The sequence below is a fragment of the Erythrobacter sp. S158 genome (assembly GCF_057364915.1).
Genome location: NZ_CP200279.1, coordinates 769,614 through 783,194, shown reverse-complemented (window position 1 = coordinate 783,194; position 13,581 = coordinate 769,614). Strand labels below are relative to the sequence as shown.

The window sequence follows — 13,581 nt, the reverse complement described above, 5'->3', positions numbered from 1 at the left end:
GAGGTTGTGAGCTTATCGAATGAAGTGCGCGAGCGCTAAACTTAAAGCTCGGCGCTCAGCTTCTTGATGTCGATGTTTAGGATCTGGTCGTTTTCCGAATAATCGACCGGGCAGTCGATCAGGTGGACGCCCGGCGTCTCGTTGCAGTGCTTCAGCAGCTCGGCCAGATGCGCGGAGGATTCCACCCGGTGACCTTTCGCGCCGTAGCTTTCAGCGTACTGGACAAAATCCGGGTTTCCATAGGTCAGACCGAAATCGTCAAAGCCCATATTGGCCTGCTTCCAGCGGATCATTCCGTATGCATCATCGCGCAGGATCAGCACGGTGAGATTGAGGCCGAGGCGCACCGCGGTTTCCATCTCCTGGCTGTTCATCATGAAACCGCCATCGCCGCAGATCGCCATGACCTTGCGGTCGGGGTAAAGCATCGCGCTCATCATCGCTGAGGGAAGCCCTGCACCCATCGTCGCCAGCGCATTGTCGAGCAGCACGGTGTTGGGAAGGTAAGCGGTGTATCCACGCGCGAACCATATCTTGTAGACCCCGTTATCGAGGCAGATGATCCCATCGCGCGGCATCGCGTCGCGGACCTGCTGAACAAGGTGCGGCGGGAAGATCGGGAAGCGATCGTCGGCTGCAAGCTTGCCGGTGTGTTCAAGCTCAGCCTTGTGGTAGCCGAGCATCTGTTCGAAATCCCAGTCGCGGTTGGGCGAGATGTCTTCCTTGATCTGCCAGACCGCGTTGGCGATGTCCCCGATGACCTCGATCTGCGGGAAGTAGACCGGGTCGACCTCAGCCGTCTTGGTCGAGACGTAAATCACGGTGACACCGTTGTCCTTCATGAAGAAAGGCGGCTTTTCGATCACGTCGTGGCCGACATTGATAATGCAATCGGAGGCTTCGACCGCGCGGTGAACGAAGTCGCCAGCCGAAAGCGCCGCACAGCCGAGGAATTTCGGGTGCCGCTCGTCGATCACGCCCTTGCCCATCTGGGTGGTCAGGAACGGGATGCCGGTCTTCTCGACAAATTGTTCGAGCATCCGGCCACACAGTTTGCGGTTGGCGCCCGCTCCGATGACGAGAACCGGGTTCTTTGCATCTTCTATCGCCTTCACCGCAGCGCGAACCGCTTTGGGCTCAGCCGAAGGACGACGCGCAACGCTCTTGGGAAGCGGCTTGAAGTCGGTGGCCTGTTCCTCGGCAATGTCCTCGGGCAGTTCGATCAGCGTCGCGCCCGGCTTTTCCTCTTCGGCGAGGCGATAGGCTTCGCGCACGCGGCTGGGAATGTTGTCGCCGGCTGCAATCTGGATCGAATACTTTGTGACCGGCTCCATCAGCGAGACGATGTCGACGATCTGGAAGCGGCCCTGCTTAGATTTCTTGATCGGTTTCTGACCGGTGATCATCAGCACCGGCATTCCGCCAAGCTGCGCGTAAGCTGCGCTGGTCACGAAATTGGTTGCACCCGGTCCGAGCGTTGCAACACACACGCCGGTCTTGCCGGTGTGGCGGCCATACGTCGCGGCCATGAAGCCTGCGCCCTGTTCATGGCGGGTGAGGATCAGCTTGATTTTGTCCGACTTGCCCAGAGAGTCGAGAAAGTCGAGATTCTCTTCACCCGGCACACCGAAGATATACTCGCAGCCCTCGGCCTCGAGACAGTCGATAAAGACGTCAGACGCTTTTTTGGTATCGCTCATTTTCGTATTCCCCCCAATACTTCGCAAAAGGCCGTCGCTTGCCTTTCGCCGTGACCGTAAAATGCTCGCGCAAGGACGCCTCTACGTGGAGGCTGCACCCCATGTCCTCGCGGTACGTGTCGTGTGTGTCGCAGCCTTGATGGCCGGACGTCAGAGCCATGTATTGCAGGATTCCGCCAGAATCCAAGGGCGAAGCGGAAATTCCCGGAAAATTAGCAGCCTAGATCAGTAGCCCAGATGCGGATCGAAGATCGGCGCGACGGGCTTTCCGGCCAAGTAATTTTGCAGGTTCTCAAGAAAGCGCGTGGCAGAGCGGATGAACATCTTATCCTGCGCACGACCTGACAGGTGCATCGAGATGTGCGCGTTATCGAGCGTCCAAAGCTCGTGATCTTCGGGAAGCGGTTCGGGCGTCGTCACATCGAGAAACGCGCCGCCGATAGCCTTGCTGCGAAGCGCCTCGACAAGCGCCGGCTGGTCAACCACTTCGCCGCGCGCGATGTTCACGACTACTGCGTCCGATTTCATTGCTGCAAGCTCGTCCGCGCCAATCATGTTCTCGGTCTCGGGGGTGGAAGGCACGGCGAGGATGACCCAGTCGAAATCGCCCAGTTTCCCGCGCCATTCGTCAGGCGTCAGCACGCCCTCTCCGCCCGAACGGCGAACCACGGTTACGTCAACATCGAAGGCTTCGAGCCGGGGCTTGATGAGCTTGCCGATTGCGCCGTAGCCGAGCAGCAGCGCTTTCGAGCCCGCGAGCTCGCGCTTTCCCGGAGAATCGAGCAGCCACTCGCGGCGTTCCTGCGCGCGGACAACGTCGCGGTAACCCTTGGCGATGTTGAGCATGCCCATCACAACATATTCGGCAATGGTGATCGCGTTGATGCCGACGCCGTTGGTGACGGTGATGTCGCGTTCGATTAGCACGTCCATCGGCAGGAAATCGAGGCCCGCATAGATCGAGTTCAGCCATTTGAGATCAGTCGCGGCGTGTAGCGCCTTCGCCATCGCCTCCTTATCGTTCATGTCGAACCAACCGATCTCCGCGCCCTTCACCGCGTCGATGGCTTCCTCGGCGGTCATGAACCATCGGACATCCAGCCCTTCTGGCAGCTGCGGTTCGAGAAGCGGACGGATGAGGCCGGATATTGCGAGTGTGGTCATGTGAGCCTTGTTAGGGCCGGAATGCGAGCCACGCTACCCCGGCAAGCACTGGCAGACCGGCAAGGTCGACCATCGCGATTGTCTTGAGCGGTGCCGGGCTACCCGCGCTCCAGTACAGAACCAGAAAGCTCACCATGCTGGTTCCAACCACCAGCGTCGCAAGCCGCCTTCCCTCGGGCACAAAGGCTGCGAACACGCAGGCGACGAAGACCGCGAAGAACAGGGCTGCACGGTGCTGCATCAGGAGGAACAGAGGGTTGTCGGGCGCAATACGGTAGAGCGTTGTCAGGGTCACGGGACGAAACAGCGCAAGCGCTGGCATAGCGTGTATCGCAGCTAGGATGAGCCAGAGGATAGGTTGCAGCATGCAACCATTGTAGCGCTCGCTACACTAGTGTCAATTGTTACGATCATCGTCATTGCGAGGAGCGCAGCGACGCGGCAATCCATGGACCTGAGACTTCAACTCAGTGTTCGGTCCATAGATTGCTTCGCTCCGCTCGCACTGACGAATCAGGAAAGCGTCCAGTCCCAGCCCAGCGCGTCGCCGTCCATCACTTCCACGCCCTTGGCCGTGAGTTCGTCGCGGATCGCGTCGGAGGTTGCGAAGTCCTTCTCAGCGCGCGCGGCCTTGCGGCGAGCGAGCGCGTCTTCGATCTCTTCCTCGGCGATTTCGGCTGAGGCGGGGCGAATGCGCAAGTCTGCTCTGGAAAGGTTGAAAAGGTCGAGACCCAGCACCGCATCCATATGTTCAACCACAGCGCGTTTGATGCCTGCATCGACCTTCTTGGTCGCAAGCGCGTCTTCCAGCGCAGTCAGAGCAATTGCGGTGTTGAGATCGTCCAACATCGCCTCTTCGAACTTTACAAGCGGAGCAGCAAACTTGGGGTGTTCGGCAACCGGCTGCGACGGCGCATCGGCAAGCCGCTCAACCGCCATGACCATCCGCTTCAACCGCGTCAGCGCCGCTTCCAGCCCTTCCCAGCTGAACTCGAGCTCGCTGCGATAATGCGCTTGCAGGCACATCATCCGATAGGCGAGCGGGTGGAAGCCCTTGTCGACCAGCAGTTGCAGCCGCAGGAATTCTCCGGACGACTTCGACATCTTGCCCGAACGCTCGACCAGGAAGTTGTTGTGCATCCAGATGCGCGCGCCAGAATTGGTCGCATCGGAAAGCCCGCCCGAGCAGCAATAGGCTTGGTTCTGCGCGATCTCGTTGGGGTGGTGGATTTCGCGGTGGTCGATCCCGCCGGTGTGAATGTCGAAGGGAAAGCCGAGCAGCGCCTCGCCCATCACCGAGCATTCAAGGTGCCAACCCGGAGCGCCCTTGCCCCATGGGCTGTCCCATTCCATTTGTCGCGTCTCGCCAGCAGGGGTCTTGCGCCAGATCGCGAAATCGGCCGCGTTGCGCTTGCCCTCAAGCCGCTCAATCCTGCCTTCACCCTCTTCGGTGACGGCGCGGGCCAGCTTGCCGTAATCCGCGACCGTCGAGACGTCGAAATAGAGCCCGCTCTCAAGCTCATAGCAGTGCTTGTCCGCCACGCGCTTGCCCCACGCGATCATTTCTTCGACATATTCGGTCGCGCGCGGGTGCTGTTTCTTCTGAACGTTCAGCCGCGCCAGATCGCGCTCGAAGTCTTCCTGATAGAAGCGAGCGATGTCCCAAGCGCTCTTGCCCTGGCTCGCCGCCATCTTCTCCATCTTGTCCTCACCCTCATCAGCGTCGGACGTAAGGTGGCCTACATCGGTGATGTTGATGACGTGAGTGAGTTTTAGCCCCTTGAACTGAAGCGTGCGGCCAAGCGTATCGGCGAACACGTATGCACGCATATTGCCGATATGCTGGTAGTTATAGACCGTCGGCCCGCAGGTGTAGACGCGCGCCTCGCCCTCGTGAATTGGAACGAACTCCTCGATCTGCCTGTTGAGAGAGTTGAACAGTCTAAGCGGTGTCTGGGCCATGCCAGCGCCCATGCGACAAACCGCCACCCAGTGCAACAGGAACCAACGATCAGCAAAGATTCCGGAACCGATACGACCTCGCGCGTGCTGGGAGGCATCGCGATTGGCGGATGCCTGATCTCGGTCATCATGGACTTCATCGGCGCAGGAATGTCCGAGCAGGTCGGCATCATGCGCGACACGATCAGCGACCTTGCTGCATCCAAAGACGAAGGCACGCCTGCAGACGAGCTTGCCGACCTTGGCATCTACGCGTTCGTCGCGTCGGTGCTGGCGACGACCGCCGGATTGCTGCGATGGCGGATCGATCGGCTGGACTGGAAGATCGGGTCATGGCTGCTGGTGATCGTGGCGGCCTGCGTTGTGCTGATCGCTGGATACGAGGCTTACACGACCGGCGAAGGCCCGGTGATCCATTACCGGCTGGTCTATGTGCTGGGCTTAGCCTTCCCGCTGACCGTCCTGCTGACCGCCGGACAATTCTGGGAAATCAACAAGTGGCTTGGCCGATCGCTTTATCTCGGCGGAGTGGCATGGGCTGTACTGGGTCCGCTCTTTTTCTTCGTACCAACCGACTATGACGGCGCTTATGAGCGGATGCTGGCGGGCGGAATGCTCGCATGGTTCATCACCATGGGGGTCATGATCTGGGACGACCCCGACGTCGTACGGCAGGTGTCAGAGGACCAGCGCGGGCACGATTGATGCAGGCTTAGTCGAAGCCGAGGAACTTCACCGCATCGTCGAGCGGCTCACGCTCACGCTCGAAATTGTTCACCGGCGCATCCGGGTCGCGATAGCCAATCGCCATGCCGCAAAAGAACATGTAGCGATCATGGTCGATGCCAATGTGATCGCGGATGACGTTGGCATAGTAGGCCATGAATTCCTGGAAGCAGCTATCCAGCCCTTCCTCGCGAAGGAGCAGCGCAACCGTGGCGAGCCACATGCCGGTGTCCGACCATTGCGGGGACTTCATCAGACGCGGGAAATATACGAACATCACTGCCGGCGCATCAAAGCTGGTGGCGTTGCGGCCCATAGCCGCCATCCGCGCCGCGCCATCGTCACGCGCAACTCCCATCGAATCGAACATACCTTCAGCAAGGCTGTAAAGCCGCTGTTTGTAGGCCTCCTCTTGCTTGGGCGCGTCCCAGTCGTATTCCAGTTTCTGCGGCGGGGTTGAGGTGATCTTCGCCTGAAGCTCTTTGAGCGGCTCGCCGGTCAGGATTGTAGCTTCCCAGGGCTGATAATTGCAGCCCGAAGCGGCCCAGCGCGCCTTGTCCATGACACGGCGAATGGTTTCAAGATTGACCGGCTTGTCGAGAAACTCACGGATCGAGCGGCGGGTGGTGACGGCTTCGGTTACGTTCATCTTCTCTTGGGCCCCTTCTCATCTTCGAACAACTCCGCAAGCTGCTCCATGATCGTGCCGCCGAGTTGTTCGACGTCCATGATCGTCACCGCTCGGCGGTAGTACCGGGTCACATCGTGACCGATGCCGATAGCGACCAGCTGGACGGGTGACACGTTCTCGATCCAGTCGATCACCCCGCGAAGGTGAGCTTCAAGGTAGCCTGCCGAATTCACGCTCAATGTGCTGTCGTCCACCGGCGCGCCGTCGGAAATCACCATCAGGATGCGGCGTTCCTCGGGGCGGTAGATCAGACGGCTGTGCGCCCAGAGCAGCGCTTCGCCGTCAATGTTTTCCTTAAGCAGCCCTTCGCGCATCATCAGGCCAAGATTGCGGCGCGCACGGCGCCATGGTTCGTCGGCCTGCTTGTAGATGATGTGACGCAGATCGTTGAGGCGACCCGGACCCTGCGGCTTGCCATCGGCCAACCATGCTTCGCGGCTCTGCCCGCCCTTCCAGGCGCGCGTGGTGAAGCCGAGGATCTCGGTCTTGACCCCGCAGCGTTCCAGCGTGCGCGCGAGAATGTCGGCGCTGATCGCTGCGATGGAAATCGGACGCCCGCGCATCGAACCCGAATTGTCGATCAGCAGCGTGACGATCGTGTCCTTGAAGTCGATGTCGCGCTCGACCTTGTAGGACAGCGCCGTGCCCGGAGAAACAACGACGCGCGAAAGGCGCGCTGCATCCAGAACGCCCTCTTCCTGGTCGAAGTCCCAGCTGCGGTTCTGCTGCGCCATCAGGCGGCGTTGCAGACGGTTTGCAAGGCGGGTCACCACGCCCTGAAGCCCTGTCAGTTGGCTATCGAGATAGGCGCGCAGCCGGTCGAGCTCTTCGGCATCACACAGTTCGGGCGCTTCGATTTCCTCGTCGAAACGCTCTGTGAAAGCCTTGTAGTCGAGACCATCTGGGATGTCGGCCTGCGGGCGGTTCGGGCGCACAGGCGCGTTGGAGGCGTCACCCTCTTCGCCCGGCTCGCCTTCCTGCATCTCGTCGTCGGCGGACATTTCGCTGTCGGCTTCGCCGTCGGCGTCGCCTTTGGCCATTTCGCCGGCCATCTCGGCGCTTTGCGGGTCGGCGTCGCCTTCATTCTGTTCGTCGCCGGTCTGGTCGTCGTCCTCGCCCTCGTCCTCTTCGCTGTCGTCGTTCTCAGTCTCTTCGGGCGTTTCGGTCGGACGCGTGAGGTCGAGGTCACGCAGCAGGTCGAGCGTGAGTTTCTGAAAGGCTTCCTGATCGCTCAATTGTTCGGCGAGCGAGACAAAATCGTCGCCCACCGCGTCTTCGATGAATTCGCGAACCAGACCCACGCCTGCCTGAGCGCGGTCAGGAATGGCCTCACCGGTAAGCTGTTCGCGCAGCATCAGCGAGAGCGCGGTCTGGAGCGGCACCTCGGAAGCGTTTTGCGCACGAGCAATCGGATCGCCCGCGGTGCGCATTTCTGTGGCCGAATCGAGGTTCGATTTAATCCCGCCAAACCGATTTGCGCCCAGCGCTTCGTAGCGGACCTGCTCGATCGCATCGTAGCAGGCGCGCGCCACCGGCTCGGGCGGCGCGGCCCTCGCGTGAAGCCCTGCATCGTGGTGGCGCAATTTGAGCGCAAAACTGTCTGCAAAGCCGCGCGCCTCGGTCACTTGATCGGCCGGCAGATCGCGTCCGGGCAGAGGTACCCGGAAACGATTGCCCGACGCGCCGGGCACGTCTGCACTCCACGCAACCTCGACCTCGGCATCACGCGCAATCGCGCGCGCTGCTCCGGTCAAGGCGTGTTTGAAGCGGTCGAGGGGGGATTCTTCGGACATTCTCTTGGTTCAGATAGGGATACGGCTTGCAGCGATCAAATGATGCCCAGATCAGATAATGCTTTGCCCGGTCGCTTCCCAATCTTTGAGGAAGCCCTCGATCCCCTTGTCAGTCAGCACATGCTTGAACAGCGCGTGTATCACCTTTGGCGGCGCAGTCATGACGTCGGCGCCGATCTTCGCGCTTTCGAGCACGTGATTGGTGTGACGCACCGATGCGACAAGGATTTCAGTGTCGAACAGGTAGTTGTCGTAGATCAGGCGGATGTCACGGATAAGGTCCATCCCGTCAAAGCCGTTGTCATCGTGACGGCCAACGAAAGGCGAGATGAAGGTCGCACCGGCCTTGGCCGCAAGGAGCGCCTGATTGGCCGAGAAGCACAGTGTCACGTTGACCATGGTGCCGTCGCTCGAAAGCGCCTTGCAGGTCTTGAGCCCGTCGACCGTCAGCGGAACCTTGATGCAGACATTGTCCGCAATCTTGCGCAGCACTTCAGCCTCTTTCATCATCGTTTCATGGTCGAGAGCGACGACTTCGGCGCTGACCGGGCCATCGACGATGCCGCAGATTTCCTTGGTCACTTCCATGAAGTCGCGGCCCGACTTGTGGATGAGCGAGGGGTTCGTGGTAACCCCGTCGAGCAGCCCGGTTGCAGCGAGTTCCTTGATCGGATCGATCTCGGCGGTGTCGACGAAGAATTTCATGCGGTTGTTCTCCTCAGCCTATCGGGCGTGACGGGTGGCAATCAGAGGCTTGCGCCTATACCCTTATCGCCATGATGAGGGGGCTAAGCCGATTTGCCAGCGTGATTGCCTGTGCGTGGGCGGCTTGGCAACCGTCTCTTGCCTCTGCCGCCGAAGAAGATGTGCAGGCGTGGGTTTACGCGGTCGCGCGCGGGGACTTTGACGAGGACACGTCATGGACGCTCGACGGGTCGGCGCGCTGGCGCGAACAAGTGCGCGGGGATGAGCAACAGACGCTCAGGCTCAATATCGACCAGCAGGTTGATGACGGCGTGCGGATCGGCGGCGGCTTTGGAGTGTTCGAGACCGAGGGCGGCATTACCGAGCTTCGCCCGCACCAGCAGGTGACGCTATCCAAAGGGCGCTTTTCGGCTCGCACGCGGGTCGAGCAGCGCTTCTTCGACGGCGCAGACCGGATGGAGCTGCGTCTGCGGCAGATGGTGCGCTACACCCAGCCGCTTGGCCAAGGATGGCGCGCGAGCATTGACGGCGAGTTCCTTCACCTCGCCCAGCGGCGCAATCGACTGAGTAACGCGCCGCGCGATCAATGGCGGGCACGCACCATCGTGACGCGGGAGGTGAGCGAAAGTCTGTCACTCGGCGTCGGCTACATGCTGATCTACAATCCGCGAGAAGCCCGCACCGACCGGATCAACCACGTACCCCAGCTTTACGTGACGAAACGCTTTTGAGGATCGGCGAAGGTGCCTTGATCGCACGGTTGAATGGATTAGGTATGCAGCGGGACTGATTACAACTGTAGTCGAAAAAGGATATCCGCAATGCCAGTCACCCCGCGCCCCTTCGCCATTTGCCTCGCCGCGATGGTCGCGCTTTCCACGCCGACGCTCGGGCACGCGCAAGAAACGGAGGCTCCAGGCGTCGAGCTTACGAGGGCTGACCTCGATGCACAGCTCGATGCGATCATGACGCAGGGCGGCTTTTCCGGCGTTGTCTACGTTCAAATCGATGGAGAGCCCGTGGTCGAAAAAGCCTATGGCCTCGCCAACCCGGGAAGCGGACGGGTCAATGAAGTCGATACGATCTTCGGCATAGGCTCACGGCCAATCGAATTCACCAAGGCGGCGATTTTCCTCCTCGCAGACGAAGGCAAGCTGTCGCTCGATGACAGGCTCGACAAATACTATCCCGACGCGCCAGCCGACCGCGCGGAGATGACGATCCGCCACATGCTGACAGGCCAGTCGGGCCTCCCCGATTTTCCCGCCCAGCCCGGCGATGCGGATGCGGACCTGACCTGGATTGATCGCACCGAGTTCGAACGGCGCACGATGCAGACACCGCTGCTGTTCGCTCCAGGCGAAGGCGAGGCGCATTCGCATTGGGCCTTCGGGCTTGCCTCGGCGATTATCGAACGGGTGAGCGGAGAGCCTTACGCACAATTTCTTCGCTCGCGCTTCTTCGAACCGGCCGGGATGACGCGCACCGGCGATTATGGCGAGCGCGGAGAGCACCAACTCGAAGATTTCGCAGTGGGCGGCGGCAAGCAGGTGGGCCTTCCCAACATCCCGCCAAACTGGGGTCCGACAAGCTGGCTCGTGCTCGGCAGCGGCGGGATGTATTCAAACCTCTCCGACCTTCGAAAGTTTTACGCCTATGTCACCGACGGCGGCGTTCTCAGTGCGGAACACGCCGCGCATTTTCGGCAGATCAACGCGAGCGTCGACGGGTCCGAGCGCGGCTTCGAGCTCTTCAGCTTCAACGACGAAGGACGGCGAAACGAGACTTTCGTCTTCCTCAACAGTGGTGGGCAGCAGGCGGTAGAGGCCCTCGCAGGTCCACTAATCGCGCTGCTGCGAGGCCAGTAAGATCAGATCCGCGCCGCAGCTCCAAAGACGCCGATCAGGACGGGATCGCGGGTGGTTTCGGGGTTGGCACGGATCGCGGCTTCCTCGCGGCCAATCTCGCTCCAGATCGCGCTGTCGATCGTGTCGGCCATGCGGCCTGCGATCCCGCCAATATCGGTGCCCGTGGCGGCGTTGAGCAGCTCGGCCACCAGCGGATCGTTGGCAATGCGGATCGCCTCGCCAAGCTCGGGGACCATTTCGTCGATGAGCCGCCCACCCAGCTCTCCGCGAAGCGCCTGCGTGGCAGCCTGCGGTCCACCGCGCACAAGCTCGACCGCGGCTGCCGGGCCGATGATGTCGACCGCATCGCGCACGATCGGGGCGGCGACGTAGGAACCCTCGATCGCGATGTCGGCGAAAACGCCTTCGAGGCGGTCCTTGAACAGGGTCGAAGTAAGGATACGAGTAAGCGCATCGCCGCGCGTGCCCAGAAGGCTGCCCAGCCCAATGCGCGCGACCTGTTCGTCCCAATAGCCATCTGGCGCTGTCAGCCGCGCAAAGGCGTTCTCACTCGCGCGCAAGAGCAGGCGGCGGATCACTTCGGTCATGCTGATGCCGCCCGGGTAAGAAGCGCAGGCGGGGAGCGCCAGCAGGGCTGCACCGGCGAGACCGGTTCCGAGGAAGCGCCGCCGGTTGAGCGTGTTGGGGTCAATTGCGTTCATATCTGCGAACCTCGCGTTTTTATTCGTAACCACCCTCCCTATGTTCAGGTTCCGATGAACCGCGTCCGACTCCTTGTTTTGAATGCCGCATTGGGCGCGCTCGACTACAAGCTTGCAGAAGGCATGGAGGTCGAGCCGGGCAGCGTCGTGGTCGCACCGCTGGGCCCGCGCACCGTGACGGGAATTGTCTGGGATGAAGGGCGCCTGCCGGGGGCGGAGGTGGACGCATCGAAGCTGCGCGCATTGCGCGAGGTGGTGCCGGTGCCGCCTCTGTCGGAGCCTCTGCGCCGCCTCATCGAATGGACCGCCGACTATTACTGCGCTCCGCTTGCAAGCGTCGCGCGCATGGTGCTGTCCAGCGGGGGTGCATTGGGCGGCCCGACCACCACGACCGAATATCGCCTGTCTGGCGGAACGCCCGAACGCATGACACCGCAGCGCGCTGCAGCGATTGAGGCGCTCGAAGGCGAGCAAGGCACGATCCGTGAGCTTTCAGGCATCGCAGAAGTATCCGAAGGGGTTCTGCGCGGGCTGGTCAATCAGGGAGTGATCGAGCCGGTGACGGTTTCCATCGACCGCCCCTATGAACGCGCAGACGCAGATCACCACCAGCCGGCTTTGTCCGACGACCAGATGCGCGTGGCGAAACACTTGGTGAAGGCAGTCGAAGCACGCAAATTCGAACCCTTCCTGCTCGACGGAGTGACCGGATCGGGCAAGACTGAAACATATTTCGAGCCGGTCGCCGAAGCGCTGCGCATGGGGCGGCAGGTGCTCGTCCTGCTTCCCGAAATCGCGCTGACCGAGAACTTCCTGACCCGCTTCGAGGACCGCTTTGGAGCGGCGCCCGTCCAATGGCACTCCTCGCTCAAATCGACCGAACGCCGCCGAGCCTGGCGCGCGATCAGCACGGGCGAAGCACAGGTCATTGTCGGAGCGCGTTCGGCGCTGTTCCTGCCTTATGCCGACCTTGGCCTGATCGTCGTCGACGAAGCGCACGAGATCAGCTTCAAGCAGGATGACGGCGTGCGCTACAACGCCCGCGACGTCTCGGTAATGCGCGCCCGGTTCGAGGAAATCCCTGTGGTCTTGGCGAGCGCAACGCCCGCACTCGAAAGCCTGCATATGGCGAATACGGGCACTTACACAAAGCTTGAGCTACCCAACCGTTTTGGCGGTGCGCAGCTGCCCGAGATCAAGCTGGTTGACCTCACGATAGAGAAACCCGCGAGCGGTCGCTGGCTCGCTGCGCCGCTGATCGAAGGGCTCGAAGCGCGGCTGGAAGCAGGTGAGCAATCGCTCCTCTTCCTCAACCGCCGGGGATATGCACCGCTCACCTTGTGCCGCAATTGCGGGCATCGCTTCCAGTGCCCCAATTGCAGCGCCTGGCTGGTCGAACATCGGCTCTCCGCGCGCCTCGCCTGCCACCATTGCGGCTTGGAGACGCGTCCGCCGGATGCCTGCCCCGAATGCGGCGAGGCCGATTGCCTCGTGGCCTGCGGTCCCGGCGTCGAGCGGATCGCGGACGAGGTGAGCGAGCTTTTCCCAGAGGCGCGTGTCGCGGTAGCCACGTCAGACACGCTCGGCTCCCCTGCTCGTGCCGCGGAATTCCTCGCACAGGTCGAAGCCAGGGCGATCGACGTGATCGTCGGCACGCAGCTCGTCACCAAGGGCTTCCATTTCCCCGAGCTGACCCTCGTTGGCGTGGTCGATGCCGATCTCGGCCTTGAGGGCGGCGACTTGCGCGCGGCCGAGCGCACCTATCAACAAGTCGCGCAAGTTGCCGGTCGCGCAGGACGCGGCGCGAAGCCGGGCGAAGTACTGATCCAAACCCGCCATCCCGACGCTGCGGTAATCGCAGCCCTCGCCAACGGCGACCGTGATGCCTTTTACGAGGCCGAAACCGATGCGAGGCGCGATGCCGGTGCGCCGCCCTTCGGTCGCTGGGCCTCGATCATCCTGTCTTCGGAAGACGAACGCGAAGCGCGCGAGGCGGCCGCCCGGCTCGGCGACACTCGCCCACATCTCGACGACCTCATGATCCTTGGCCCCGCGCCTGCCCCACTTGCGCTCCTGAGGAACCGATATCGCTACCGCTTCCTAATCAACGCTCGGCGCAGCGCCAACTTGCAAGGCATGCTCCGCGACTGGATCGGCAGGCAGGACTTCGCCCCCGGCATCCGCGTCGGCGTTGACATTGACCCCTACAGCTTCGTCTAGGCACGATTGCCCTTAAGCCTCTGGTTACGCCCACCTGTCATGCTGCGAGCG

12 protein-coding genes are annotated in these 13,581 nt (G+C 61.6%); 4 read left to right on the top strand and 8 right to left on the bottom strand.

What is annotated here, in order from left to right; all coding sequences use genetic code 11:
* Positions 1–41: 41 nt before the first annotated feature.
* From AC0V6T_RS03850 to cysS, 4 genes are all read right to left on the bottom strand, one after another.
* The gene (locus AC0V6T_RS03850) at positions 42–1,700 is read right to left on the bottom strand and encodes an acetolactate synthase large subunit (RefSeq protein WP_486124487.1); all 1,659 of its coding nucleotides are present in this window, start codon (positions 1,698–1,700) and stop codon (positions 42–44) included.
* A gap of 225 nt (positions 1,701–1,925) precedes the next feature.
* Complete coding sequence (locus tag AC0V6T_RS03845) at positions 1,926–2,864, bottom strand: D-2-hydroxyacid dehydrogenase (RefSeq protein WP_486124485.1); 939 nt, start codon at positions 2,862–2,864, stop codon at positions 1,926–1,928.
* A gap of 10 nt (positions 2,865–2,874) precedes the next feature.
* A complete protein-coding gene (locus AC0V6T_RS03840) occupies positions 2,875–3,186 on the bottom strand; it encodes a hypothetical protein (protein ID WP_486124483.1) in 312 nt (103 codons plus the stop codon).
* A 191-nt stretch (positions 3,187–3,377) separates the two neighbouring features.
* A complete protein-coding gene (gene cysS, locus AC0V6T_RS03835) occupies positions 3,378–4,826 on the bottom strand; it encodes a cysteine--tRNA ligase (RefSeq protein ID WP_486124481.1) in 1,449 nt (482 codons plus the stop codon).
* Between the two features lie 30 nt (positions 4,827–4,856).
* Here cysS and AC0V6T_RS03830 point away from each other — a divergent pair, with 30 nt between their 5' ends.
* Positions 4,857–5,531, top strand: coding sequence for a DUF998 domain-containing protein (locus tag AC0V6T_RS03830; RefSeq protein WP_486124479.1), 675 nt, complete (start codon positions 4,857–4,859; stop codon positions 5,529–5,531).
* 7 nt (positions 5,532–5,538) lie between these two features.
* Here the strand turns inward: AC0V6T_RS03830 and AC0V6T_RS03825 are convergent, their stop codons facing one another.
* The 3 genes from AC0V6T_RS03825 to fsa are packed head-to-tail and all read right to left on the bottom strand — an operon-like array spanning position 5,539 to position 8,741.
* A complete protein-coding gene (locus tag AC0V6T_RS03825; RefSeq protein ID WP_486124477.1) occupies positions 5,539–6,201 on the bottom strand; it encodes a nitroreductase in 663 nt (220 codons plus the stop codon).
* Positions 6,198–8,036, bottom strand: coding sequence for a cobaltochelatase subunit CobT (cobT, locus tag AC0V6T_RS03820; RefSeq protein ID WP_486124475.1), 1,839 nt, complete (start codon positions 8,034–8,036; stop codon positions 6,198–6,200). The genes AC0V6T_RS03825 and cobT overlap by 4 nt, the downstream gene beginning before the upstream one ends.
* Before the next feature lie 51 nt (positions 8,037–8,087).
* The gene (gene fsa / locus AC0V6T_RS03815) at positions 8,088–8,741 is read right to left on the bottom strand and encodes a fructose-6-phosphate aldolase (RefSeq protein WP_486124473.1); all 654 of its coding nucleotides are present in this window, start codon (positions 8,739–8,741) and stop codon (positions 8,088–8,090) included.
* A gap of 71 nt (positions 8,742–8,812) precedes the next feature.
* Between fsa and AC0V6T_RS03810 the strand changes: the two genes are divergently transcribed.
* Together AC0V6T_RS03810 and AC0V6T_RS03805 are read left to right on the top strand one after the other, a co-directional pair.
* Positions 8,813–9,472 carry a DUF2490 domain-containing protein gene (locus AC0V6T_RS03810; RefSeq protein WP_486124471.1) on the top strand — a complete coding sequence of 220 codons (660 nt, stop codon included), beginning with the start codon at positions 8,813–8,815 and terminating at the stop codon, positions 9,470–9,472.
* A 90-nt stretch (positions 9,473–9,562) separates the two neighbouring features.
* A complete protein-coding gene (locus AC0V6T_RS03805) occupies positions 9,563–10,609 on the top strand; it encodes a serine hydrolase domain-containing protein (RefSeq protein ID WP_486124469.1) in 1,047 nt (348 codons plus the stop codon).
* A 2-nt stretch (positions 10,610–10,611) separates the two neighbouring features.
* Here AC0V6T_RS03805 and AC0V6T_RS03800 read toward each other — a convergent pair whose 3' ends face one another.
* Positions 10,612–11,310 carry a DUF4197 family protein gene (locus tag AC0V6T_RS03800; protein WP_486124467.1) on the bottom strand — a complete coding sequence of 233 codons (699 nt, stop codon included), beginning with the start codon at positions 11,308–11,310 and terminating at the stop codon, positions 10,612–10,614.
* Positions 11,311–11,364: 54 nt separating this feature from the next.
* Here AC0V6T_RS03800 and AC0V6T_RS03795 point away from each other — a divergent pair, with 54 nt between their 5' ends.
* Complete coding sequence (locus AC0V6T_RS03795) at positions 11,365–13,530, top strand: primosomal protein N' (RefSeq protein WP_486124465.1); 2,166 nt, start codon at positions 11,365–11,367, stop codon at positions 13,528–13,530.
* The last annotated feature ends 51 nt before the right edge of the window (positions 13,531–13,581 follow it).